The 23,625-nt window shown below is 69.9% G+C and carries 14 protein-coding genes; 5 read left to right on the forward strand and 9 right to left on the reverse strand.

All coding sequences use genetic code 11. The features are described 5' to 3' along the window. Nucleotides 1-158: 158 nt before the first annotated feature. Nucleotides 159-1,799, reverse strand: coding sequence for a hypothetical protein (locus Q8O14_10285; protein MDP2361128.1), 1,641 nt, complete (start codon nucleotides 1,797-1,799; stop codon nucleotides 159-161). A 71-nt stretch (nucleotides 1,800-1,870) separates the two neighbouring features. On the opposite strand from Q8O14_10285, the gene Q8O14_10290 reads away from it, so the two are divergent. Next, nucleotides 1,871-2,878, forward strand: coding sequence for a M42 family metallopeptidase (locus Q8O14_10290; GenBank protein ID MDP2361129.1), 1,008 nt, complete (start codon nucleotides 1,871-1,873; stop codon nucleotides 2,876-2,878). 34 nt (nucleotides 2,879-2,912) lie between these two features. On the opposite strand, the gene Q8O14_10295 is transcribed toward Q8O14_10290, so the two are convergent. Further along, complete coding sequence (locus Q8O14_10295) at nucleotides 2,913-4,433, reverse strand: hypothetical protein (protein ID MDP2361130.1); 1,521 nt, start codon at nucleotides 4,431-4,433, stop codon at nucleotides 2,913-2,915. Continuing rightward, entirely contained in the window at nucleotides 4,430-5,032 is a 603-nt protein-coding gene (locus Q8O14_10300) for a hypothetical protein (GenBank protein MDP2361131.1), read from the reverse strand. Before Q8O14_10300 ends, Q8O14_10295 begins: the two co-directional genes overlap by 4 nt. A 238-nt stretch (nucleotides 5,033-5,270) precedes the next feature. Here Q8O14_10300 and Q8O14_10305 point away from each other — a divergent pair, with 238 nt between their 5' ends. Beyond that, the gene (locus tag Q8O14_10305) at nucleotides 5,271-6,122 is read left to right on the forward strand and encodes a DUF4835 family protein (protein ID MDP2361132.1); all 852 of its coding nucleotides are present in this window, start codon (nucleotides 5,271-5,273) and stop codon (nucleotides 6,120-6,122) included. Nucleotides 6,123-6,335: 213 nt separating this feature from the next. Beyond that, the gene (locus Q8O14_10310) at nucleotides 6,336-6,767 is read left to right on the forward strand and encodes a hypothetical protein (GenBank protein ID MDP2361133.1); all 432 of its coding nucleotides are present in this window, start codon (nucleotides 6,336-6,338) and stop codon (nucleotides 6,765-6,767) included. A gap of 48 nt (nucleotides 6,768-6,815) precedes the next feature. Here the strand turns inward: Q8O14_10310 and Q8O14_10315 are convergent, their stop codons facing one another. Together Q8O14_10315 and Q8O14_10320 are read right to left on the reverse strand one after the other, a co-directional pair. Beyond that, nucleotides 6,816-7,367: a hypothetical protein gene (locus tag Q8O14_10315; GenBank protein ID MDP2361134.1), complete on the reverse strand. Its 552-nt coding sequence runs from the start codon at nucleotides 7,365-7,367 to the stop codon at nucleotides 6,816-6,818. After that, the gene (locus tag Q8O14_10320) at nucleotides 7,364-8,311 is read right to left on the reverse strand and encodes a PorV/PorQ family protein (protein MDP2361135.1); all 948 of its coding nucleotides are present in this window, start codon (nucleotides 8,309-8,311) and stop codon (nucleotides 7,364-7,366) included. Before Q8O14_10320 ends, Q8O14_10315 begins: the two co-directional genes overlap by 4 nt. A 64-nt stretch (nucleotides 8,312-8,375) precedes the next feature. Here Q8O14_10320 and Q8O14_10325 point away from each other — a divergent pair, with 64 nt between their 5' ends. Both Q8O14_10325 and Q8O14_10330 read left to right on the forward strand, forming a co-directional pair. Continuing rightward, nucleotides 8,376-9,098 carry a thiamine diphosphokinase gene (locus Q8O14_10325; protein MDP2361136.1) on the forward strand — a complete coding sequence of 241 codons (723 nt, stop codon included), beginning with the start codon at nucleotides 8,376-8,378 and terminating at the stop codon, nucleotides 9,096-9,098. Beyond that, nucleotides 9,095-10,516, forward strand: coding sequence for a sodium:solute symporter family protein (locus Q8O14_10330; protein MDP2361137.1), 1,422 nt, complete (start codon nucleotides 9,095-9,097; stop codon nucleotides 10,514-10,516). The genes Q8O14_10325 and Q8O14_10330 overlap by 4 nt, the downstream gene beginning before the upstream one ends. A 96-nt stretch (nucleotides 10,517-10,612) precedes the next feature. Here Q8O14_10330 and Q8O14_10335 read toward each other — a convergent pair whose 3' ends face one another. The 4 genes from Q8O14_10335 to Q8O14_10350 all read right to left on the reverse strand — a co-directional run bounded on the left by Q8O14_10335 (nucleotide 10,613) and on the right by Q8O14_10350 (nucleotide 23,511). Beyond that, complete coding sequence (locus Q8O14_10335; GenBank protein MDP2361138.1) at nucleotides 10,613-15,058, reverse strand: C25 family cysteine peptidase; 4,446 nt, start codon at nucleotides 15,056-15,058, stop codon at nucleotides 10,613-10,615. Between the two features lie 32 nt (nucleotides 15,059-15,090). Then, on the reverse strand, nucleotides 15,091-19,677 hold the full coding sequence (locus tag Q8O14_10340; protein MDP2361139.1) for a C25 family cysteine peptidase: 4,587 nt from the start codon (nucleotides 19,675-19,677) through the stop codon (nucleotides 15,091-15,093). Nucleotides 19,678-19,938: 261 nt separating this feature from the next. Beyond that, the gene (locus Q8O14_10345) at nucleotides 19,939-22,263 is read right to left on the reverse strand and encodes a DUF3416 domain-containing protein (protein ID MDP2361140.1); all 2,325 of its coding nucleotides are present in this window, start codon (nucleotides 22,261-22,263) and stop codon (nucleotides 19,939-19,941) included. Nucleotides 22,264-22,398: 135 nt separating this feature from the next. Then, nucleotides 22,399-23,511, reverse strand: a complete 1,113-nt coding sequence (locus tag Q8O14_10350) for a Fic family protein (protein MDP2361141.1) — start codon at nucleotides 23,509-23,511, stop codon at nucleotides 22,399-22,401. Nucleotides 23,512-23,625: the final 114 nt, after the last annotated feature.

Raw genomic sequence — 23,625 nt, forward strand, 5'->3', positions numbered from 1 at the left:
TCGCGCCGGGCGGGCGAGCTGTTGCCCCATGTGGAGAGGTGGCCGGGGAGTGTCTGCTTCTGCGAACAGGTGTCCGACCCATGGTCGGACACCTCGGCAAGGCTTGCCGCCCCCTGTGAACATGCCCGGCGCCCATGTCCAGCCAGGCGGGCGGCTCCTCAGCGCCACCGCTCCGACGGCTCCTCGGACACAAGCGAAGGCCCCGCGGCGGCGAAGCCCAGGGCCGTGCGCAGACCATCGGCAGCGCTGGAGACGATCCCGCCGGAGTAACCCGCGCCCTCGCCGACGGGGAAGAGCCCCGCCACGTTGACGCTTTGGCGCGTGTCCGGGTCGCGAGGCAAGCGCAGGGGGGAGGAGGTGCGCGTCTCGGGGGCGATGAGCAGGCCCTCGTCGATGAAGCCGCGCAGGGAGCGCTCGAAGTGGCGCAGGGCCTCCCGCAGGGAGGCGGTGATCTCCGCTGGCAGGACACCGCCCAGACGGACGGAGGAAAGGGCCGGCCGGTAGCTGGCCGCCGGCAGGTCGCGGCTCAGCCGCCCGGCCAGGAAATCCCGTGCCCGTTGGGCGGGGGCGTTCCAGGACGACCCTCCCGCAGCATAGGCCCTCTCCTCCAGGCTTTGCTGCACGTGGTGGCCCGTCAGTGGCGAGTCGGGCAGGCCCCAGGCGGCGGCCCAGCGGCGCAGGTCGGCCTCCTCCACCTGGGCGACGAGGGCGGCGTTGGACCAGGCCATCTTGCGGGCGGTCCAGCTCATGCCGTTGACGACGAGACGGCCCTCTTCGCTGGCGGCCAGCACGACCATGCCGCCCGGGCACATGCAGAAGGAGTAGCAGCCCCGTTGGCCGCCGCCGGTGCGGGCAGCCAGCTTGTAGGTGGCGGATCCCGTGATGTCCAGGCGGCAGCCGGCCCCGTATTGGGACCGGTCGATCAGTTCCCGCGGATGTTCGATGCGCAGGCCCATGGCGAAGGGCTTCAGTTCCATGGCGATGCCGTCCCCGTGCAAGGCCTCCGCCGTGTCGCGGGCGCTGTGGCCGGTGGCCAGGATGACCGTGGATGACTCCAGAAAGCGCCCGTCGGAGAGCAGGACGCCCCCCGCCCGGCCGTCGCGGACGACCAGGCGCTCCACGCGGGCCGAGAAGATGAATTCGGCGCCCGCCTCCTCCAGCAGGTGCCGCAGCCGGGAGCTGATCCGGCGGATGCCGTCCGTGCCCACATGCGGCAGGTGGCTGTAGACCACGTCCTCGCTGGCGCCCAGGGAGCAGAACCAGCGCAGCACCTGGCGGGTGAACCAGCTGCTGTTGCGGCTGGTGAGCTTGCCGTCGCTGAAGGTGCCGGCGCCCCCCTCGCCGAATTGCACGTTGCTGTCCGGATCCAGCACGCGCTCCAGCCAGAGGCGACGCACGTCCAGGCGGCGTTCGGCAATGGGCCGGCCGCGCTCCAGCACGATGGGGCGATGGCCCCGCGCCGCCAGGCCAAGGGCGGCGAACTGCCCGGCCGGACCGGCGCCCACGATCAGGGGCCGCCCTTCGATGGGGATCTCCGGCAGCGGCGGGAGCGGCGGATCCTCATGCAGCGCCAGGTGCGGATCCCCCTTGGGCAGGCGGCTCGCCTCGATGGAGAAAGCCAGGCTGAGCACCTGGGTGAGGTGCGGCTTGTGGCGGGCGTCGAGGGACTTGCGCAAGATCTCGACCTGGTGGATCTCCTCCACCGGCAGCCCCAGACGGCGGGCCAACAGCTCCCGCGGAGGGCGGGGATCGTCGTAGGGGGCGACCAGGTTGGTGAAGCGGAAGCGACCCTCTGCCATGGTTCCTTTCCAGCCGGCCTCCGGCCTGTTGCAGCGGCGGGAAGATACATTGCGGCAAAGAGGAGGGTCCCGTGCACGCCGTCACCCGCATCATCCAGGACCTGAGCGCCATCGGCAGCCCCACGGGCTACACGGAAGCGGTGGTCGAGCATGTCGCCCGGCGCCTGGAAGAGGCCGGATGGCAACCGCGTCTCACCGGCAAGGGCGCCCTGCTCATCTCCGGACCCGATCCCGTCCTCCTCTTCTCCGCCCACCTGGACACGCTGGGGGCGATGATTTCCAGCCTCAAGGGCGGCGTCATCCGCTTCACCCAGCTGGGCGGCTGGCCCCTGCCCTCCTTCGAGGGCGAATACCTCAGCATCCACACCCTGGACGGCCGCGTCCACCGGGGTACTCTGCTGGCGGACAACCCCGCCGCCCACGTCAACCACACCCTCGGCACCCAGGCCCGCACCCTGGAGAGCATGCACATCCGCCTGGACGCCCCGGCGGGCAGCGAGGAGGAGCTGCGCGCGCTGGGGCTGTCGGTGGGCGACATCGTTGTCTTCGATCCGCGCTTCGAACGCACCGACACCGGCTACGTGCGTTGCCGCTTCCTGGACGACAAGGCGGGCAGCGCCTGCCTCATCCACGTGGCGGAGCAGCTTCCCCGGCGGGACATGCCCGTCGCCTTCTATTTCTCCATCCACGAGGAGGTGGGCCACGGCGCTGCCGGCGGCCTGCCCGCCACGGTCCGGGAGATGGTGGCGGTGGACATGGGCGTCATCGGCGCCACGGTGGAGGGGCGGGAGACGGGCGTCAGCATCTGCGCCAAGGACAGCAGCGGCCCCTACGACTACGCCCTGCGCCGTGAGCTGACGCTGCTGGCGCGGGAGCGCGGCATAGCCCACGTCGTGGACGTCTTCCCCTATTACGGCAGCGACGCCAGCGCCGCCCTGCGCGGAGGGGCCGACCTGCGCGCCGCCCTCATCGGGCCCGGCGTCTCCGCCAGCCATGGCGTGGAGCGCACGCACGAGGACGGCTTGGTGGCCACCTGCCGCCTGGTGCAGGCCTTGATCGAGACCCGCTTCGGACGATGAGTCCCATCGCCACCGCCCCAGCCGGCCGGCGCCCTCATGGTCGCATGCGACGGGTCGCGGCCTGACGCGGTTCCCAACTCCAGGCCGCGGTGAGGGAGGGCGTCTGGTCCAGGTCGGCCGCCTCGCCCGCCGTCTCCTTCAGCAGGAGACCCAGGCTAACGCGCTGCCCGCCCCGCTGCAGCCACAGGCCGCCGCCCCAGGCCTGGCGTCCGGCGGCAAGGCCCGCGTGGCGCAGGATGCCCGGCGCCAGACCCAGCGCCTCCAGGCGCGCCGGCCCCTGGCCGGACCCGGCGGCCAGGTGCAGAGTGGCGCCGCCCCGCCACGACCTCCACGACCAGCTGCGGGACACCTGGGCATGCCAGAGGCGGGCCGTGCCCGCCGGCCTCGCATGCTGCTCCCAGGCCAGGCTCCAATCCCATGGCCGGCTCCGCACCGCTTCCAGGGCCAAGCGCCAGGCATCCAGGCCGCTGCCCGTCGGCCGATCCTCGGCCGCCGTGCGCCGCAGGCGCCAGCGCAGGCCGCCGGCCTTCTTCGTATCGTGGACCAGCTCCAACCTCCACCAGAGGGCGGAGCGGGTGGTGCTGCGGGCGGCCGGTTCCAGCCAGCGCAGGCTCAGGCCGGCATGGGTGGCGGAATCCAGTCGGCGCCTGCCCTGGAGGGACGCCCCCCCCGCGGACCCTTCACCGCCCAGCGGCAGGGCCGGCCGGGCGAAGCGGCTGCCCGTCTGCCGCCCCCGCCAGGCATCCGCCTGCCACCGCCCGCGGCGGGAGCTGGCCGCGGCCTGGATGCGCGCCAGGCGGCTGTCCCCTTCTTCCCAGCACGCCGCCAGGCTGGAGCCGGGCCGCCGGCGGATCAGGTGCAAGCCGCCCAGGTCCAGCTTCCCGTCCGCCCAGGCCCGTCGTCCCGCCAGGCCGTGCAGGTCCCAGCCGGCCGGTCCTTCCAGGCACAACCAGGCCAGGTCGAGGCGGTCGCGCCAGGCGCCCACGCGCTCCCGGCGCTGGGGCCAATGCTCCATCCCCAGCACGAAACCCTTGCCGTCGGCGCGGCGGTCGCGTCTCGTGTCGGCCAGCAGCATGCCGCCGCGCAGGGCCCCCCGCTGCCTCTCCAGGCTGATGCCCCGCTCCTCCGGCGTGGCGCGCGAGGTCGAGCCCGGCGTCAGGCGAAGGCCGCCCGTCAACCGGCCTGGCAATCCACTCCGCAAGTGGCCCAGGGCGGCGCCCGTCTCCGTGCGCAGCTGGTGACTGCCCAGACCCAGCCGCCAACCGCCCGCCAGTCGCCAGCCGGTCCAGAGGGCGTGCTGGGGGATGGCGCCCAGCTCACCATCGCGCCGACGGGCCACGGCCCGGAACTCCCACTTCCCGCTCTCGAGCAGGGCGGCGGCGCGCCAATCCGCCGGCCCCGGCAGGGCGGCGGCGCGCCAATCCGCCGGCCCCGGCAGGTCGGCGGCACGGCGCAGCTCACAGCGCAGGCGTCGGTCGACGGCCACGGCGCCATGGCCCGTCACCACACAGGACAAGGAGGCGAGCAGCGCCATCACAAGGAGGCAGGCCCTCATGGCCGGCCCGCCGGGGTCCACTCCATGCTCCAGGAGGAGGTGGGTGGCAGGATGGGATGCACCCACCAGGCCAGGCTGAGGGACAAGCCGCGCCAATCGGTCCGCCCTGCCAGCTCCCAGCCGCGGCCGGCCTTCCAGGCGGCGGCCAGCCCCAGGTCGGTTCGGCGCCAGACCAGGGCCGCCTGTTCCCGCTGGCGGCCGGCGCTCCGCTCCAGACGCCAAACCACGCTCCAATGGCGGGTGGCCTGCCAGGACAGGTCCAAGCCGCTCTCAAGTCCCGGCCCGCCGACGCCGCCCGCACCCAGGCCCTCCACCGGAGCCTGCAGCCGAAGGCCGGCCGCCAGCGGATCCCACTGCCAAGTCAAGTCCGCCAGCGGCCACCAGCTTCGCTCCGCCCAGCCCTGCCCGCCGGCCTCCCGCGCCTCCAGGCCCACCGACCAGTCGAAGCCGGCGGCTCCCGGCCCCGGTGACGGCGCCCAGCGCAGGGCCGTCTGTCTCTCGCGCCAGGGACCGGCCTCCAGCAGATGAAGGCCGGCGTTCCACCGTCCCCATGGTCCGGCGATGCCGCCGGCCAGGGCCGTGCTGTGCAGGCCTGCCACGCCGAAGGGATCCCGCCGCGCGCACCAGAAGGAGCGCGAGGTGGGCGCCCGACCGCCGACAAAGAGCGCCGCCGCGCCCGGACGACGCTCCAGGGGGCCCGCCAGGGAAAGCCAGGGATCGCGCGGCGCCGTGGAACGGCCGGAACCCGTCGCCCCCGCGGCCTGGACGGCGAGGAGCAGGGCCAGAGCCAGTCCCGCCCTCCATTTGATACACTGTGCCGGCCATTGGGAGGTCCTCGTGCCGCATCCGATCCTGATCCTGGTCCTGCTCCTGGCCCGGTCCATGGTGGCCTTCGCCCTCACGATCGTGCCCGAGGTGTCGATCAATCTCAACCAGTTGACCAGCGACCAGCGCGCCGAACTCTTCGACCTGCAGGAGCGTCTCGAGGAGTACCTCGCCGACCATGACTGGGACCCCGAGGACCCGCGTCTCAGCCTGCGCCTTCCTCTCGCCATCCAAGTGCGCACGGCCGTGGAATCCGGCGCCAACATCGAGTACATGGCCCTGCTCGCCACCGGCAACAAGGGCGATCTGAGTTTCGACGACAACGTCTGGCGCTTCCGCGTGCCGTCCGGGCGCTTCCAGCACGACGAGGGTTCCTTCGACAGTTTCCTCAGCATGATCGACTTCCATGTCTTGTGGATCATCGGGGCGGAGTACGACAAGCTGGCCGAGTTCGGCGGCGCGGCCATGTATGAGCGGGCCCGCCGCGTGGGAGCCCAGGCCATGTTCAGCGAACAGCAGGATGGCTGGGCCCGTCGCAACGAGCGCCTGGAGCAGGTGCTGGATCCACGCTTCCAGGACATGCGCTCCCTGCGCTGGGTCACGCACACCGCCTTCTGGCTGCGAACCGTGCAGGAGAGCGACTACGAGGCGTGGCGGGCGGTCCGCCTGGCCCTGGCCATCGCCGAGCAGATCGACAATCCCACCCTGCTTTCACCCTACTTCAAGGCCAACCACCGTTCCCTGGCCGAGATCCTGGTCAACGGCCGCGACATGAACAGCTTGCAGCTCATGATGCGCCTGGACAGCCTGGATCCGGCGCGCACCCAGTTCTATCAGGATGCCATGCTGCGCGTGCTCGAGTGACCGCCCGCCAACGCCGCCAAGCCCGGCCGGGATGCGGCGGAAAAGCCGCGGGAGTGGATTTTGGCGGTGGGCGTGCCGATGGATGGACAACAGTCCGCTGAGCCGGGCGCGGGATGGCTGAACTGTCCAGCAGCTGTCGGGAAAGTCGGCGCAGAAGGGCGGGTGCCACGAGAGACTTGCCAACCGTGGGACGGAGCGTTACTCTAGGGCGTCATGAAGCGACTAATCGGTATTCTGCTTAGCCTCTGCCTGCTGCCGCTGGTGGTGTGGGGCGTCACCCTGTTGCAATTCAACGGGGAAGTGCTGGACGGCCAGACGGTGGAGTTGCGCTGGCGCGTGGACACGGTCCAAGGCGTCGCGGCCTTCGAGGTGGAGCGCTCCACGGACAGTTCCTACTACCAGTTGGTGGGGGAGCGGGTGCCCGTCAGCAACGCCCTGGAATACGTCCTGCAGGATCGGCCGGGCCTGGCCTCGTCGGGGGGGCGGGATCGCATGACCGACATCGAGCAGGCCTACTTCTACCGCCTCTACTATATCCTGCCCTCCGGGGATCGTCAACCGGCGGCGGCGGATCCGATCCGCGTCAGCTTCCAGTTCTCCACCGTGACGGTGACCTGGGGCAGCATCAAGGCGATGTTCCGCTAGCACAATTGCGAAGATGAACAGGAAGCCGGCCAGCGCCGGCTTTTTCCGTCATGGGCGGCCAGGTTCCGCCGGCCACTTGGTTTCCAGCAGGACTTGAAGACGGGCCGCCCGCCACAGGCCCAGGCGGTCGCGCACGGTCGCCACCAGCTCCCGCCGGCTGGCGGCGCGCCGGTCCCGCGTCTCCTCCAGGCGGGCCAGCAAACGGTCCTGCTCCTGGTTGAGATCGCTCTGCTGGGCGCTAAGGGCCGCCAGGGTGGCCAGATCGGCGTCGCGCCGGCGTGCCTCCTCCTCCTCCCCGCGGCGCCAGGTCTCCCACAGAGGGAAGAATGTGGCGCCCGCACGCTCGTCCAGGGCCAGTTCCCGTGAGAGCAGGGCTGGCCAGTCGACACGCCCGTGATCCGTGCCCATCACCAGCCGCAGCCGGTCGGATCGCAGGCCAAGGCCCAGAATGACCAGGGCCGCGGCGGAGCCGAGCAGGAGGTAGCGGATCATGCGCAGTCGGCCGGGGGGCGGGGATGAGGCCTGGCGCTTCTGCTCGAAGCGATCATACCACAGGGAGGCGGCGCGGCGCTCCTCCTCATCGGACGGGTCAGGCTTCACGGCCGGTAGCGCCAAGCCAGGGAGAGGCGGTTGAGGGCGCCCAGCTCGCCCCAGGAACTCCAGGACCACTGCAGGTCCATGCCACCGGGCAACTGGCCGCCCACGCCCAGGGAGAAACCGCGGTTTGATTCGCCGGAGACCCCGGCCAGGCGCTCGTCGCCTCGTTCGACGTGGTAGCCCAGTCCCAGGCGCCAGCGCTGGGCCATCAGCAATTCGCCGCCCAACTTGACGAAGGGATCGCGCTCGCGGATCTTCTGCCAGCCCAGGGTCCAGGTGAAGGGCAGGTGGGCGAGGCGCCAGGCGGCCCCGGCCTCCACCGTCGCGGGAAGTTCCATTGCCTGGGCGCCGTAATCAGACAAGACGCGTCCGAAGTTGCGGGCGGCCAGGCCCAGGGCCAGTTGCTCCCGCTCCCAGCCAAGGCCCAGGTTGAGCAGGAGGGCGTGGGAGGAGGCGTCCTCGATGGCGCCGCCCAGCCAGCCGGCCTGCGCCCCCGCCGTCAGGCGTCCGCCCCACTGGTCGGGCAGGCGGCGCGCCACGCCGGCCAAGAGGAGGGTTTCGCCGGCCTCGAAGGACCCGGTGGCGTTGCCCTGGTCATCCAGCCCCTGCAGGTCGCCGTAGTCGAGGCGCAGGAGGCCGACCCCCAGATGCCAGGGAGCGAAGCGGTCGCCGCCCCAGGTCGTGCCCACCACTCTCATGTCCTGCAGATGATCCACATAGACCAGCCCCAGCGCTTCCCCCTCCTGGCCGGCCAGGGCGGCGGGCTGATGGAAGATGCCGTCCAGGCCGCGGGCCAGCGCCACCGTGCTCTCGCCGCGGGCGGCGGAGCGGGCGTCCGGCTCGAAGAGCAGCAAGGGATAGCCGGTGCGGGCCAGGGCGGGGGCTGCGAGACAGAGCAGGGCCAGCGGCGACCATCGCGCGAAAGCCCTTCCCAAGCGGCTTGACATGATGCAGACCCCCTTGTCGAACAACCTGATTGCATCTTATCACAGCACCTCAGAACTTGCAACCATGGATCGCGGCACCCCACTCCTCGTCCTCAACGCCCGCCCGCCCGTCCGGCTGCTGGAGCGCCTCGCTCCCGGCCCGGTCCCGGGCGAGGTCCGCTGCCGGGATGGACTGCCGGTGGAATGCGGCCCGGCCGGCGAGTCCTGGGCAAGGCTGGGCGAACTGTGGGCCGCCGATGGTGGCGGCAACGCCCTCTGGCGGGCCGGGCTGCCGGCGCGGGCGGTGGTGGGCGATCTGGACAGCCTCTTGCCGGAGGCGCGGGACTGGCACAAGGCGCGGGGGGCCCGCATCGTCGAGCAGGCCGACCAGGACTGCAACGACCTGGAGAAGGCGCTCGCCTGCCTGCTGGCGGCCGGCGTCGAGCGCTGCTGGGTGGCGGCCTTCGAGGGAGGGCGCCTCGACATGCTGCTTGGCTTGAGCGGATGGCTTCATCCTGATCGCCAGCCGCGCTTGCGCCTGCTGGGCGAGGAGCAGGTGGTGCATCCCCTGACGCCGGGCCGCCACGAGTTTGACCTGGCCGTGGACGAGCCCTTCAGCCTGGTTCCCCTGGCCGCCGCCTGCCAGGTGGAGATCCGCGGCGCGCGCTGGGAGGGTCCGGCCTGCCGCATCGAACCAGGCTGCCGGGGCGTCTCCAACCGGGCGCGGGGCGGACGTCTGCTCCTCGCCGTCGCCGGCGGCGCGCCCCTCCTGGTGCGACGCGCCCCCTGGGCCGAGTCCCCCGCGTGATCGCGACAAGCCCCCTCTCGCTGGCCATCATCCTGGTCTGTGCCCTGGGCGTGCCGGCGGCGGGCTTCTGGGCCGCCCGCTCCCGCATTGGAGGAGCCGAGGCTGGACTGGACTACCTCTCGCTGGGTCGCCGCCTCAGCCTGCCCGCCTTCGTCGCCACCCTGGTCTGCACCTGGTATGGCGGGATCCTGGCCGTGGGTGAGTACACCTGGACCTGGGGTCTCGTCAATTGGCTGGCCCTTGGCTTCTTCTACTACGTTTTCGCCGCCCTTTACGCCGTCTTCCTGGCGCAGCGCGTGCGCCATTCCCGCGCCCTCAGCATTCCGGAGGAGATCGCCCGGCGCCACGGCCGGCCGGCTGGACGCGTGGCCGCCCTCTTCACCCTGGTGATGGTCTCCCCCGCGCCCCACATCCTCACCACCGCCCTCATCCTGGGAGCGCTCTCGGGACTCCCCCTCGCCCTGACCCTGCCCCTCACCCTTGTCCTGGTGGTGGCCTACGTCTGGCAAGGCGGCCTGCGCAGCGTGGTGGTGACGGATGTGGTGCAGTTCGCCCTCATGTTCACGGGCTTCGCCCTCGCCCTGGGCTGGCTGATGACCGAACAGGGGGGGCTGGCCTGGCTGGCCGGCCGGCTGCCCTCCGGACACTTGGCGATCCCGGGCGGCCTGTCCTGGAGCACGATCGTGCTGTGGGGCTTCGTGGCCATGTGGACCCTGGTCGATCCCGGCTTCCACCAGCGCGTGGCCGTGGCGCGGGACGTCCCGACGGCGCGGCGCGGCATCTGGATCAGCATCGCCTGCTGGTTCGCCTTCGACGCGCTCACCACCGGCTGCGGCCTCTACGCCCGCGCCCTCCTGCCGGACCTGGAACACCCCGTGAAAGCCTTCCCCCTGCTGGCCGGCATGTTGCCGCCCGTGGTGCAGGGGCTTTTCGTGGGCGGCATGCTGGCCACCGTCCTTTCCACCCTGGACAGCCTTTGCTTCCTCTCGGGCAGCACCTTCGCCCGGGACCTGCTGGGCGGAAAAGACGACGCCGGACTGCCCTCCCGCATCCGCTGGGGCATCCTGCTGACCAGCGGCCTGGGGGCCCTCCTCGCCTGGAGGCTGCAATCCGTCGTGCAGCTCTGGATCCTCTTCGCCTCGCTGGGGGTGCCGGTGCTGCTGCCCGCGCTGATGTCGGCCTACCTGTCCCCCGGCCTGTCCCCCGGCCTGACCCCGCGATTGTCCCGCGGCCTGGTCTCCATGATCCTGGCCGCCGTCGCCAGCACTGCGTGGATGGCGGCCGGCTTCCTGCGCTCGGACGGCGCCTGGCCGGAGTGGCCCTGGGGCTTGGAGCCCTTGTTCCCGGGCCTGGCGGCGGGTCTGCTGCCCTATGTGGTTGACCTCCGCCTCTGGGCGGGCAAGGGGCGGGAGACGTGATTCCCGGTGGACATGGGGGACCCGCGCGGGGTCAGACCATGGAAAAGGCCGGACTCCCCGCGGAGCCCGGCCTTCTGGATCAAGCGCGAGGCGCGGTCAATAGACGACGCGCACTGTGTAAAACTTCTGGCCGCCCGCGATCACTTCCTGATAACCCGGTGTCGGCACCTGGCCCAGCAGGTCGGGATTCTCGTCATAAGGAGTGGAGCTGGCATAAACCCGGTAGCCCAGCGCTCCCGGCAGGGGGCTCCAGGACAACTGGATGATGCCCGCCTGCGCCGTGGCCATCAGATCCGTCACGGGTTCCGGCTGCGATTCCGGCAAAGCGGCGACCAGGCGGAAATCGTCCAGGTACCAGCCTTCCCGCACCGTGCCCGTGTCCGTGCCGAAGAGCCAGCGCAGCTGCAGGCTGGTGGTGCCGTTCGGCACCGCGATGGTCAGGGGTGACCAGTCCGCCACGCCGCTGTAGAGCCGGCGCGGCCAGCCGAACCAGGCGCGCAGGGTGGCCGTGGTGATGGTGCCGCGCAGGGAGTGGGTCAGGGCGGGATTGACCGTGGCGTCCATCCAGGTGCCGCCGTTGAGCCGCCATTCCACCTTGCCACCGTCGTAGCACGAGTCAGGGAAGGCGCCGGATGTCTCCGCCGCGATCCAGCTTCGGATGCTGGCCGTGATCCCGGAGGCACCGACGGGGATCTCCATGACGGGGCTGATCAGGATGCCGCCCGCATTGTTGGAGTAGGTGCCGGTGCCCGCCCCGCCGAACTTCCAGCAATGGCTGCCCTCGATGGCGCGCGCCGTTTCCAGGTGCCATTCGTCGGTCAAGCCGACGCCGCTCTCATGGATGAAGGCGCTGGTCCCGTTGAAGCCGTCGGCGTAAATGAGCGTCGCCGGCGAGACAGGATAGCTGGCCTGGGGCGTGATGGTGGTGTTGGCATGCTCCGAGGCGTCCACCGCCGTGATGAAGTACTCGACCACGCTGCCGCCGGCTTGGCCGGGAATGGTGGCCTCCCAATAACTGCCGTTCTGAGCCATGGGCAGCGTGCTCCAGCCCTGCCCCTCCAGGCGCCAGTCCAGCGTCACGGCGGCCAGTCCGCTCAGGTCGGAGATCTGGGCGACCACTGGCTGCGGCGCCCAGGCGTAGGACATGCCGACGGGCTGGATCACCACCGAGGGCGGCATGGTGTCCTCGTACTCGCCGGCCAGCGTGCTGAAGTAGATGGCGCGTCCCGCGGCCACCGGCGAGGTGGTGGCGGGCTGCTGCGTCCAGTGGCGGATGGTCAGGCCCACCGTGCTCGAATGGTCCTTGATGCCGATGGAGCAATAGGGGAAGTCCGCCGAGGCGCTCTGGTTGTCGTTGAAGGTGAGGTACTGGAACTTGAAGGGGCCGTCCCCCGTCGTCGTCGGGTAGTGGGCCGGATCGTAGAGGACCAGCTGGAAGCTGTTGGGTCCGCCGCTGCTGTTCATGAGCAGATTGTACCAGCTGATGACGAAGGCCTGGGCCGCCGTGTCATAGTGCCGCCACACGCCCCGCGCGGCCCCGGTGGTCAGGTGGTCGTCCCACATGGGTGCGATCATGGCGTCCGGGCCCATGGGACTGGGAAAGACGTGGTTGCGGAAATCCCATTCGCCGAAACCGTCCTCCTCGAATGCGATGAAGCCGTTGGAGCAGACCATCATCTGCGAGTAGGTCCGGCCATAATAGGTGAAGGGGAAGGGCAGGCTGACCCAGATGCCGTCGTCCTGCTCGTTGCCGTCGTCCGTCATGGGGATCTCGATGCCCGGACCCCCCTCCGGCGTGCTGATGGCGTACCAGGAGAACTCCGGGGCGAAGGGCGAATTGTCCGTGTTCTCATAGGCCCAGTAGCCGTAGGCGTCGGGTCCGGTGGGATCGACGGCCGTCAGGTTGCCGCCGATCGTCAAGAGGAAGGAGAAGCTGCCGCTCATCGTGCCGCCCTGGCTGGTCCATTCCACCTGCATGGGCACGGGCTGGCCCCGGTTGGTGAGCGGAGCGATGGTCAGGCTGAAGTTGACCGGGACACTGGCTCCGGCGGCCAGATTGCCAATGGAGACCGGGCCGCTGTTCACGGTCACCAGGTCCGGCATGCCGGACACCATGGTGAGCACGACGCCCGTGCCGCCCACCGTGCCGTCATTTCGCACACCCAAGCGGGCGTCCCGCGTCTGGCCGGGTTCCAGGCTGCCATTGGGGTAGCTGAGGGAACTGATTGACAGCAGGGGGGCCACCACCGGCACCAGGGCCTGGAGGGGGAAGCTGCCCTGGGCGGATGAGAGCGTCAGGTCGAGGGGAATCTGGGTGCCGTGCACCAGGGTGCCCAGCGGGCTGATGGTCAGGCCCGTGAAGGTGTGGCTGGCGCCGGCCGCCAGCGTGGCCAGGGTCAGGAAGGGGTTGTTGATCGAACCCCAGGCCGCGGCCAGCGAGGGCGTGAGGGTGATGCCCGTCATGGCGCCACTGCCGAGGTTCTGGATTGTCAGCGAGACGGCCTGGTGCCCGCCGCCCGGCAACAGGCCGCCGCCCGCCCCCACCGCGGTCAAGGTGGGCGCCACCGCTCCCGCCGTCACCGTCACCTGATGCAGCCGCGGCTGGTACCGGTGGTGCGTGCTGGTGACATGAAGGGTTCCCGCCTGCAGGCCGCTCCAGTTGAGCGTGACCTGGCCGTTGGCGTCCGTCAGGCCGCGCACCTGGAGGTCCACGGTCTGGTCCTGCCAGGCGCAGACGGCCACCCCGGGCACCGGCTGGCCGTTCGAGGTCACGGTCAGGGTGAGATGGTTGGCGCCCAGGGGCAGGGTGGCCGGCGTGTTGACGGCCAGGGGGGCGGGCACGCCGGCCCATTGGTCGGTGCCGGGGTCGCCCATCAAGTTGCCCCAGTAGGCGAAGCTCGCCGCATTGGACTGCTCGCCAGGGGGCAGGGTGCGATAGAGCTCGTACTTGCCCTGCAACAGGCAGGCGCCCACCGATGGCGCATCATACTCCAGCAGTCCGCTGTAGTAGCCGCCCACCACCACGTTGTTGTACCGGGTATGGGTGGAGAGGGTGGCGAAGCCCATGCAGGCCACGGCGCCACCCGGAGTGTTGGCATTGCCTGAATTGAGGAAGGCCTCCGTGTAATCGTCACCGCCGATGAAATCCCCCGTGCCGCAGGTGAAAATGGTGGCCACCGGCGTGCGCGGACCCTGGGTCAGGCTCTGGATCGTACTCATGCTGAGGCCTTCCATCCCCACCCAGCCCCGGTAGTTGTAGAAGCTGATGCCTTCGATGAACCAGTCATCCACATGGGCCGAGCCGCTGCAGAAGGCGCTGTCGATTTGCGTGTAGCCGCGCCGGGTGACCAGCTCGGCGGCGATGGCGCGGCTGAGGATCTTCATGGAGAGGGCGCAGACGCTGGATCCCACCGTCAGGCCGGCCCGGCGCAGCCAAAGGTCGTTGTCGAGATAGGGCGTCGACTCGTACTGGAGGATCTTGTTGCAGACGGCGGCCAACTGGGTGGCGTTGTCCACCGAGATGCGCCCCACCGCCACGTCACCCAGGATGTCGCCGCCTTCGATCATGGCATAGAAATGATCGTAGGTGGTGCCGTCGGAAGGGATGGCGTAGGTGCCGTCCGTGTCCCCCACCAGCAGGACGAAGTCCACCGGCTCGGCGCTGTTGTATTCCGTGATGATGCGGTTGCGGATGTTGTTCGCGGTGAAGGAGACGTCGTTCTGGCTGACCAGCGTCACGCGGTGCCCCTTCTTGCGCTTCCAGTCCATCAGGCTCTGGAAGGCGGGGTTGGCTTGCGCCGTCGTGTTGGCGAAGACCAGGTACTTGCCGGGCAGGGCGCCCACGTCGAAGAGCAGGTCGCGGTCGGGCTCCTGGCCGGCGGTGGCCGGGTAGACGATCTGGCGCTTGACCAGCTGGTCGAGGGGTGATTCGCGCTCAGGCAGACGGAAAGTGCGGGCGTTGGTGGGATCCGTGCCGGCAAAGCCCAGCTCAAACACCATGCGGCTCCACACCCGCGCTTCCTGCGTGACCGGATTGACCTGGACGGGATAGAAGGAGGCCTTCACCACGCGATGGTTGCGCATGAGGGCCGGTTGGTCCAGCTCCCATTCCTGCTCCGGCCAGAAAGCGTCGGTGGCATAGAGCGCCTCGTCCCGCAGCCAGGCCAGGGGCAGCTCCGCCTCCGTGTGCAGGCGCTCCTGGCAGGGCTGGACCTGGATCCCCGCGAGCAGCTCGTAGTCGCCGTCCACCAGGCGCAGCTGGACGCCGGAGCGGTCCGGCATCTCGAAGAGGCGCTGCACGCTGGGCAGGTCGGGCGCACCGGGTCGGCCGATCCATCCGGCGTTCTCGAGCAGAAGCTCCATGCCGCCGTCGGAACCGAATCCGCCCTCGACGAAGTGCGGGCTGTCGAAGCTCACTTCCACCAGATAGCCGCTTCCAGCGGCCGAGGCCGCGATGTTGAGCCCGGAGGCCGCCCCCGCCCCGACGGGCAGGGCCAGTCCGGCAGCCAGCGCGACGGCCAGCGGCCAGCGCGACAAGGTCATGGTTCCCCCCTCACTGTGATAAAGGGCCGCGCTCATTTCGTCGCGGCCGGATGAATCGTCCCAACCTCGACGGGCAGCCACTGGACCCGCTCCAGGGCCAGGCCGGCGGCCTGGTAGTCCCGCACGCCGCGCACATCGAACCAGCGGGAGGCGCCCACCACCGGCAGAGTCGCCGAGGTGCCGGCCACCGTCGTCTCCAGGGTCAGGTGGGGCGCCCAGGCCTGGGCGCCACTGTAGACCCGGTAGCTCTGCGCTCCCGAGGCGTTCCAGTTCAAGACCAGGTTGCCGCCGTTGACCCCCGCCGTCAGGCCCGTCACCGGACCCAGCGGCTGGGCGCCGGTGGTGAGCAGGAGGGACTGCCCGCTGACCACGGGCGCGGCGCTGACGGCCAGCGTCCCGTTGTGGAGATAGCTGATGCCCACGTTCCTGCCACTGTTTTGGTGCCCCACCGTGCAGCTGGTGGCGACGCCCACCACCTGGTACTGGGCCAGGATGGGCGTGTCCCCCGTCACCGTCGGGAAGACGGCCTGATTGAGGAAGACCAGCTGGAGAGTCTGGGCGTCGCTCGTGCCATAACGCGGCACGCCCAGCCAGGAGACGACGAAGCGGTTGCCGCCCGCCTCCGTCGCCACGCGCACCTGGCCGCCACTGGCGGGGTTGAGGTCGTCCCAGAAGGCGCAGACCATTTTGCCGGTGCCGTTGCCGGTCGCCATCGAGGCGTTGGTGTAGCCGCTGTAGGTGTCATTCCCCAGCGTGGCGAAGCCGTTCGAGCACACCGAGAGCTGCGTGTGGCTGGCGCCGAAGTAGACCACCGGGAAGGGCAGGTTGACCACGGCGGTCTGGTCGTCGCCCAGGCTGAGCTGGGTGCCCTGGCCGCTGATGTCCTGCCAGATGAAGTCGGGGCCTTCCGGACCATCCGCCGAATCATACCAGCGATAGCCGTAGGCGTCGGGTCCGGTGGGCGGCGTGCCGACCACCACCGTGTAGATGTGATGGGCGCTTTCCCCGGTGTTGGGCGGGTCGGCCAGGTCCTGGGCCTGCACGTAATATTCCACCACGCTGCCCAGGGCGTAGCCGGGCAGGGCGCCCGCCCAGGTGTCCCCGGACAGGTTGCTCAAGGCGCTGCTCTGCCAGACGCCCAGGCCCACCCGGTGATGGAGCGTGGCCCAGGCCACACCGCTGGCGTCGATGATGGTGGCCGTCACGGCGGGACTCTCGCCCGGCTGGACGCCCGACACCTGGGCCAGGGCGATGGAAGGCGCGGCGCTGTCGCCGTGGAAGCCCTCGGCCGTCGTGATGAGGATGGCCTTGCCGTTGCCGAAGCCCTGGATGGTGGGGTCGTCGATCAGGTGGTTGGTCAGGGTCAGTCCGCGGGCGCTGCGCTCGTCCTTCATGCCCACCGTGCAGCCCGGGAAGTCGTAGCTGTTGCTCTGGGTGTTGTTCCAGGTGTTGTACTGGAGCAGGATGTCGCCGTCCCCCGTCGGCCCCTGGGAGTGGGCGGGGTCGATCAGGATCACCTGGAAGGTGTTCGTCCCGCCCGAGCCGTTGTGCTGCAGCTGGTGCCACTCCACGATGAAGCGGTGGTTGGCGGGTTCGCTCTTGTAGTAGACGCCGCCGCCGCCGGGGATGATGTGGTCGTCCCAGGCCGCGGCGATCATGGCGTCCGGTCCCAGTCCGCTGGGCAGGTAGTGGTTGCGGTAGTCGGTCTGGTTGACGGCGCCGGGTCCGAAGGCGACGAAGCCGTTGGAGCAGACGGCGAGCTGGGTGTAGGGCTGCCCGTAATAGATGAAGGTGAAGGGCAGGGTGACGGTGGCGGCGTCATCCTGGGAGTCGCCGAAGTCGGTGAGGCCCAGGCTGGTGCCCGATCCGCCCGCCGAGGGGGCGATCTCCTCCCACTGGAAAACGGGGGCCAGGGAGTTGGCGTCGTTGCCTTCGATGGCGAAGTAGCCGTAGGCGTCGGGACCGGTGGGACCCATCGCCGTGGCCGTGCCCACCGTGGAGGTGAAGGCCTGGCTGCCCTGCAGCCCGCCGCCGCTCCAGCTCAGCAGGAAGCTGACGCGGTGGCCGCGCACCGTCGCCCCCGACGCCTGCACGGTGAAGCTGAGGTTGGTGGAGGCGTTCTGCGCCAGGTTCACGTTGGGGATGGGAGCGCTGGTGACAACGACGAAGGGGTCGCCCGGGGCGTCCAGGCTCACGGTGAGGGCGCTGGCCGCCAGGTTGCCCGTGTTCGTCACCGGCAGCGTGAGGAGCGCCGTCGTGCCGGGTTGCAGGATGCTCCCGCCCGGGTTGAAACTGAGCGTGCCGGGCTGGAGGCGCGGCGCGCTGACCAGCAGGTCCGCTCCGTCCTGGAAAGCGCCCTGGCCCGAGGTGTAGGCCAAGCCCAGTTGCAGGCGGGTGGCGTCGGGCAGGTCGGGGGCGGCGGTGGCGCTCAGGCTGCTGTTGGCGCCCACCGTGGCGCCGGCGCCAATGGTGGGCCAAGTGGCGGTGGCATCGCCCAGGGTCAAGCCTTCAGCCAACGAGGTGGCGTTGAGGGCGAGTCCCGTCAGCGGGCTCCCGCCCATGTTCTGGACAGAGGGCAGCAGGGTGACGGTCTCGCCCGGTTGCAGCTTGCCGTCGTCGGGGATGTTCCAAATGGCCAGGCGCGGGAACTGGCTGCCCGCCACCGTGAGCGTGACACGGGCGGGCAGGTGGTCCACCTTGGTGGCGGTCAGGTTGACCGCGCCGGCGGTGGTCCCCGCCGTGGGGAGCCAGACCCGGCCATGCGCGTCGGTGAGGCCGCGCGATTGCAGACCGCCCGCCTGCCAGAGGCAGACCAGCACGTCGGTGGCGGGGCTGCCGCCCGCATTGACCTGGATCTGTATTTCGGTCGCGCCCAGGGCAAAGGTGGAACCCCCCTGCGCCAGGGTGGCGCTGAGGGCCGTCGGCACGCCACACCACATCTCCATGCCGGGGTCGCCCATCAAGTTGGCCCAATTTGAAAAGCGCTCGGCCTGGGGGTCGCCGGGCGGCAGGGTCTGGAACAGCTCCAGCTTGCCCTGGATGAGGGCCGACCCCACCGCCGAGACACCCCGGTCGAGGAAGGCGCTCCAGAAGCCGCCGGCGATGGCGTTGTTGTAGGCCGTGTGGGTATTGGAGGTGGCAAAGCCGATCACCGCCGAGCCGCCCTGGGGCGTGGAGGGGTCGCCCTTGCGCAGCATGACCTCCGTCTCGCAGGTGGATTCGAAATCCCCCGTCGAGCAGGTGAAAAAGCCCGTGACGGGCGGCATGCCGTAGTTGAGGAAATTGCCCGCGTTCGAGATGAAAGTGTTGTCCACTCCCTGCATGCCGATCCAGCCTCGGTAGTTGTAGAGGGCGATGCCGGCGTTGAAGCGGCCGTTCACCCAGCTGGCCGTCGTGTTGGGATACCACAGGGTGTCCACCGCCGTGATGCCCTCGCGCACCATGTCATGGACGATGGTGCGGGACTGCTGGATCATGCTGATGGCGTTGTAGCCCGTGCAGAGGGCGGCCCGGGCCAACCAGGCGCTGCCGCCGGCGGTGGGCGTCGTCTCGTAATGCAGGAGCTTGTTGCAGATGGTGTTGAGCTGGGTGGCGTTCTCGCAGCTGAGCCGTCCCACCGCCACGTCGGCCAAATGGTCCGTGCCGTCCACCAAGGAGTAGTAGTGGTCGTATTCACCGTTGGTGCCCGTGGTCGAGGTGGGCAGGTAGAAGTCGCCGGAGCCGGTGTGGTCGCCCACCAGGGCCACATAGACGGGCGGATCGCTCCAGGTGCCGACCGCCGTGCGGAGGTATTCGCGGATGGCGCTGGCGTTCCAGGCGGGGATCTGGGCCACGCCCGCCACCGTCACCTGGTGGCCCTTCTGGCGCTTCCAGGCGATCCAGTCCTGGAAGTAGCTGCTGCCGGTGATGCCCGCGCCGCGGGCGATGACCAGATAAGCTCCCGGGTTGTCCGACGCGCCGACGCGGTCGAACTCCTGCACCAGCTGCGGATGGGACAGCACGCCGTCGGGCAGCAGCTCCGCCCGGCGGGCGAAGGCCAGCACTCCGCTGGGGTTGTTGCGGTTGTCGCTGCCGGCGAAGGTCACGCGCAGGCGCGCGCGGCGCAGCAGTTCCGTGGCGCCCTTGGCGGGCAGGCTGCGGGCCGGGACGAGGGCCAGCTGGCGCACGCGGACACCTCGGATGAGGGCCGGATCCCCCAGCAGCCAAGCCTGCTCCGGGTAGACGGCGCCCACATAGGCGGCGCGCTCCTCCCGCCAGGGTTGGGGCAGGTCCGCCGCCGTGTGGACGGCCTCCTGCTCCGGCAGCACGAGGCCGGGCACGGATTCCCAGACTTGCTCGACGACCTCCACCTGAAGCCCCGAGCCGGCCGGCAGCTCCACCAGGCGGGAGACGAGGGGCAGGGCGGGCTCACCGGGCCGGCCCAGGTGGCCGGCCGCGGGCAGGTCGATGGTCAGCCAGTCGCGCTCCTGCCGGGTCACGAGACCGGGCTGCTCGTCCATGGTCCAGACCAGGTCCAGGCCGTTGTCGCGCCATTCGGCTTGCAGGGTCCAGGCCCGGGACTGGCCGACCAGGGCCAGCAGGGCCAGCAGGGCAAGAAGGCGGGGGGGGCGCCAGTGCATGGGTTACCTCATTGGCAAAATGGCTCAGCCCGCTCCCTGCATGGCAGCCGGCATCGCCCAATGGATCTTTCATTCGGTATCGGTTGGACTCGGAGGGGAGTATAGTGCGAGCAGGGGCGGAGCGCAAGCTGTTTTTAAGCTCTTAGTTCATGGATGGAAGGGTTGATCCCGGTCCCGCCCCCATGCCGGCCCTTCCCAGCCGGGGGAACATCGCCCCCCATTGGCGCGCAGACAGCGTGCAATGGGGCAAGGACCCGGCCATCACTTCAGATGCAGCAGGCGCAGGACGCAGGATTCCCCGTGGTTGCCCGACACGCGCAGCAGGCAGTAGCCCGAGGGCAGGCCGGCCCACAGCGTCTCCGGCAGCAGCAGCTCCCGCGCCGTCCCGGGGCCCGGCGCCAGCTCCGCTTGGTGGACCAGCTGTCCGGCCAGGTTGAACAGCTCCAGGCGGCCCGCCCCGGCCAAGCCTTCGATGCGCAGGCGCAGCGTGCCGTTGAAGGGGTTGGGCCAGGCGCTCAGGGAGAAGAGCGCCGGCCGCTCGTCCCCGGGCACGTGGGTGGGATCGTTGGCGGCGCCGGGGGTGGGCGGCGCCAGGAAGTGCCACGTGCCCGTGCCGTCGGGCAGGCGGCCCAGGGAGACATCCGCTTGCTGCGGCCCGAAGGTGAGGGAATCGAGGATCGTCACGCCGTCCGCCTCGGTCAGGACCAGCACCTCGCCGTCGCCGCTGAGGCGGAAGGAGGCGTGCAGCCCCTCCTGGTTCAGGTCGTTGTCCGCCCACACCAGCAGGAAGTCGCCGACGGGCAGTGGCGGCAAGGCCGCTGGAAAGGTCCATTTGGTCAGGTTGCCGAAGCTGTCGCTCAAGTGGCGGCCGGCCAGGGGCGCCACCTCCGGCCCCCGGTTGAGCAGCTCGATCCAGTCATCGCGCTGCCCGGCCGGGTCCTGGATCCCCGTGTCGTTGAGGGCGAGGAACTCGTTCAGGACCAGGGGGGACAGGTCGCGCCACACGACGCGCAGGGGGCGCTGGGGCGGGTGGCGGTGGCTGCGGCTCTGGTCGTCCACCGCCTCGGCCTGCAGCTCCAGCACCGTGCCCGGCGCCTGGGGCGGCAGCGTCGCGCTCCAGCGGTCCGCCACGCGCAGCACGGGGGACTCCGCCTCCCCGGTGAAGGCCATCTCCGTCTCTTGCCAGGCCGCCGCGCCCGCCTCCCGCCAGCGCAGCCGCACGCTCAGGCCGGCGCCGTGCACGAAAGCCGCCGCGTCCACCCGCAGGCTGTCCCCCGGATCCAGCGAGGTCCGCGCCGGCTCCAGCGCGAAGACGACCGGACCCGCCGTCTGCCAGCCAAATTGCCCGGGCAGGCTGCCGTGGCGCAGCGTCACGAACTCGAGGATGCCCCGCTTCACGTGCTGGTTCTCGTAATCCGCCCCCCAGCACTGGTCGAAATCGTCCGCGTCGAAACCGTAGTCCAGCGTGCGGAAGCTGTCCGCCAGCGCCGCCGGACGCAGCTGCAGGCGCAGGCTGTCCAGCCGCGGCGCCCACCAGGCCGGGTCCAGCGACCGGCTGCGGTGGTGCTCCAGCATGTGCGTGTAGAGGTTGCGCCAGCGCGGCCGGGAGAGGATCCGCTCCGCCAGCGGCCGCCCGCTGCCGCCGAAGCTGTAGGGGTTGCGCGTGGCCCAGTTCACGTTGAACCAGTCCACCCCGAAGGTGTTGTCGTAGTCGTAGGGGATCAGCGTCATGCGGTCCAGCACGGGGTCGTGGTAGAGGTAGAAGTTGTTCTGCAGGAACCAGTAGTCGTCCCAGCTCCCCGTCAGCACGTTGACGGCGAAGTACTCCAACACCCCCGCCACGTCCAGGTAATCCCCCAGCGAGTCCTCCAGGGCGAAGTTGGGCGTCTCGTGCAGGATGCGGATGAGGCGGAAGAGCGGGCTGTAGTCGTCCGCCGCCTCGTTGGTGGTCAGCTCGTAGACGCGCCGCCCGTTCTCCTCGTGCTTGTAGCTCTCCGGATCGTTCCCCCGCCAGGCCAGGTCCGCCGGGTAGAGGCACTTCCACAGGTTGCCCCCGTCGTTCTGGAAGTGCTTCCAGAGGAACTCGTCGTCCACATGTTCCACGCTGACGTAGAGGCCGTGGTAGTGCCCGTTGATCCACAGCTCCCCGTGGCTGGCCCGGCTGGCAACCTTGCCCATGCGCTGGAAGAGGTCGAAGCAGAGCTTGCTGCGGGCGATGGCCGGGTCGTTGTGCTCGCCGTTCAGGTTCAGCTTGTCCACGTCGTGGACCTCCCGCCCCGGCACGAAGTCGTTGAAGGAGACCTTGAAGGACTTCTTCTGCGCCCAGCGGCTGGTGTTGCCCCGGATGCGGAAACCGATGTCCGCCACCTCCTCGTCCAGCCAGGCGTTTTGCAGGTGGAACTGGGCCAGGTGCAGGCTGTCGCTGGCCGGGTTGGCGTAGATCCAGTCCAGCGCGGCGGGATCGATCGTCACATCCCAGCGCGCCACCTGGCCGTCGTCGTAGAGTTTCCAGCTGTCGCCAGTGCGGGCCAATGCGGCGGCGGACAGGGCGAGCAGGCCAATCAGCAGGAGGGAGCGGGCGGACATGATGACCTCCGGGATTGCCGGAAGGTAGCTCAGTTGGTGTCACAGTCGGCGTCAGGCATCATGCCTGGCACCAGCACGGAGTGGGTGTCTGGCATCACGCCTGACACCAACCAAGTAGAGCACTGATGCAGGTCATCAATCCAGGAGGTCCTTCCTCAGCCCATAGGCCGTGCTGCGTCCGCCACGATCCAGCTTCTGGAGGATTCCCTGCTCCATCAGCTTCTGGATGTCGCGCAGGGCCGTGTCTTGGGAGCAGCGTACGATCCGGGCCCACTTCGAGCTCGTCAGGCTGCCCAGGGAGTCATCCAGCAGCTTGTCCAGGATCTTCTTCTGCCGCGCGTTCTCAACTCTTGCGGAGCAGGTGGCCCAGAACCGGTGCTTGAAGATGACCCGCGAGAGCAGGTCCTCCGAGCGGGTGAGGGCGCGCCGCAGGCATTCCACGTACCATGTGACCCAGGCGGTCACGTCCATGTCGCCATGCTGCGTGTGCTCGAGACAATCGTAGTAAGCGTTGCGCTCGGTGCAGATTTGGGTGGAAAGGCTGTAGAATCTCATCGGTTGTTGGTCGGATCGGGCCAGGAGCAGGTCACCGATGGCCCGGGCGATGCGCCCGTTGCCGTCCTCGAAAGGATGCAGCGTGACGAACCACAGATGGGCCAGCGCCGATTTCACCACCGGATCGATCTGCGGCCCATCCTCCACCCAGGCCAGGAAGCGACGCACCTCCTGGTCCAGCGTGGCCGCGTCGGGCGCCTGGAAATGCACCCGCTCGCGGCCCAGTGCCCCCGAGACGACCTGCATGGGGCCGCTTTCGTCCGTGCGCCAGGCCCCCGTCCGGATCGGGCGCATACCGCTTCTGGCCAGGGGGAAGAGCGAGCTGTGCCAGGCGAACAACCGATCCCGTGTCAAGGGCTCGGCAAAGTTGCCGGTCGCGTCCAGTGTCATCTCCACGACGCCATCCACTTCGCGGCCGGAGTGGACGGGGTCGGCCGTGGGGATGCCCAGCCGCCTGGCGACGGAGGAGCGGACCTCGGCTGGATCCAGATTCTCCCCCTCAATCTTGGTGGATCCCAGGATGTCCTGGGTCGCCACCTCGAGATTTGCCTGGGCGGCCAGCGCGAAGCCGATCACACCCATCCTCCCGATGACGAGGCCCTGCTGGAGTCGCACGGCGGCCAGCAGCGGGGACAGGGCCACCGCATCCCACTGGAAGCAGGGCCACCCGGGCTGTTGATAGATGTATCGCATCCCTTCTCCGCATGGTCTGCCCGGATGATAGCGCACAATCTCCGCAAAGGCCAGCTATTCTCCGCATGACGTGCGGAGAATATCCCCGCTAATCTCCGCAGCCGGACGGGCGAT

It is taken from the genome of bacterium, from assembly GCA_030685015.1.
Lineage (GTDB): Bacteria > CAIWAD01 > CAIWAD01 > CAIWAD01 > CAIWAD01 > CAIWAD01.

Excerpts from the sequence above, each read along its gene's own strand:
- Q8O14_10285 (MDP2361128.1), bottom strand. The coding sequence starts at position 1,799 with ATGGCAGAGGGTCGCTTCCGCTTCACCAACCTGGTCGCCCCCTACGAC.
- Q8O14_10295 (MDP2361130.1), bottom strand. The coding sequence starts at position 4,433 with ATGAGGGCCTGCCTCCTTGTGATGGCGCTGCTCGCCTCCTTGTCCTGT.
- Q8O14_10310 (MDP2361133.1), top strand. The coding sequence starts at position 6,336 with ATGAAGCGACTAATCGGTATTCTGCTTAGCCTCTGCCTGCTGCCGCTG.
- Q8O14_10320 (MDP2361135.1), bottom strand. The coding sequence starts at position 8,311 with ATGTCAAGCCGCTTGGGAAGGGCTTTCGCGCGATGGTCGCCGCTGGCC.
- Q8O14_10325 (MDP2361136.1), top strand. The coding sequence starts at position 8,376 with ATGGATCGCGGCACCCCACTCCTCGTCCTCAACGCCCGCCCGCCCGTC.
- Q8O14_10335 (MDP2361138.1), bottom strand. The coding sequence starts at position 15,058 with ATGACCTTGTCGCGCTGGCCGCTGGCCGTCGCGCTGGCTGCCGGACTG.
- Q8O14_10340 (MDP2361139.1), bottom strand. The coding sequence starts at position 19,677 with ATGCACTGGCGCCCCCCCCGCCTTCTTGCCCTGCTGGCCCTGCTGGCC.
- Q8O14_10345 (MDP2361140.1), bottom strand. The coding sequence starts at position 22,263 with ATGTCCGCCCGCTCCCTCCTGCTGATTGGCCTGCTCGCCCTGTCCGCC.
- Q8O14_10350 (MDP2361141.1), bottom strand. The coding sequence starts at position 23,511 with ATGCGATACATCTATCAACAGCCCGGGTGGCCCTGCTTCCAGTGGGAT.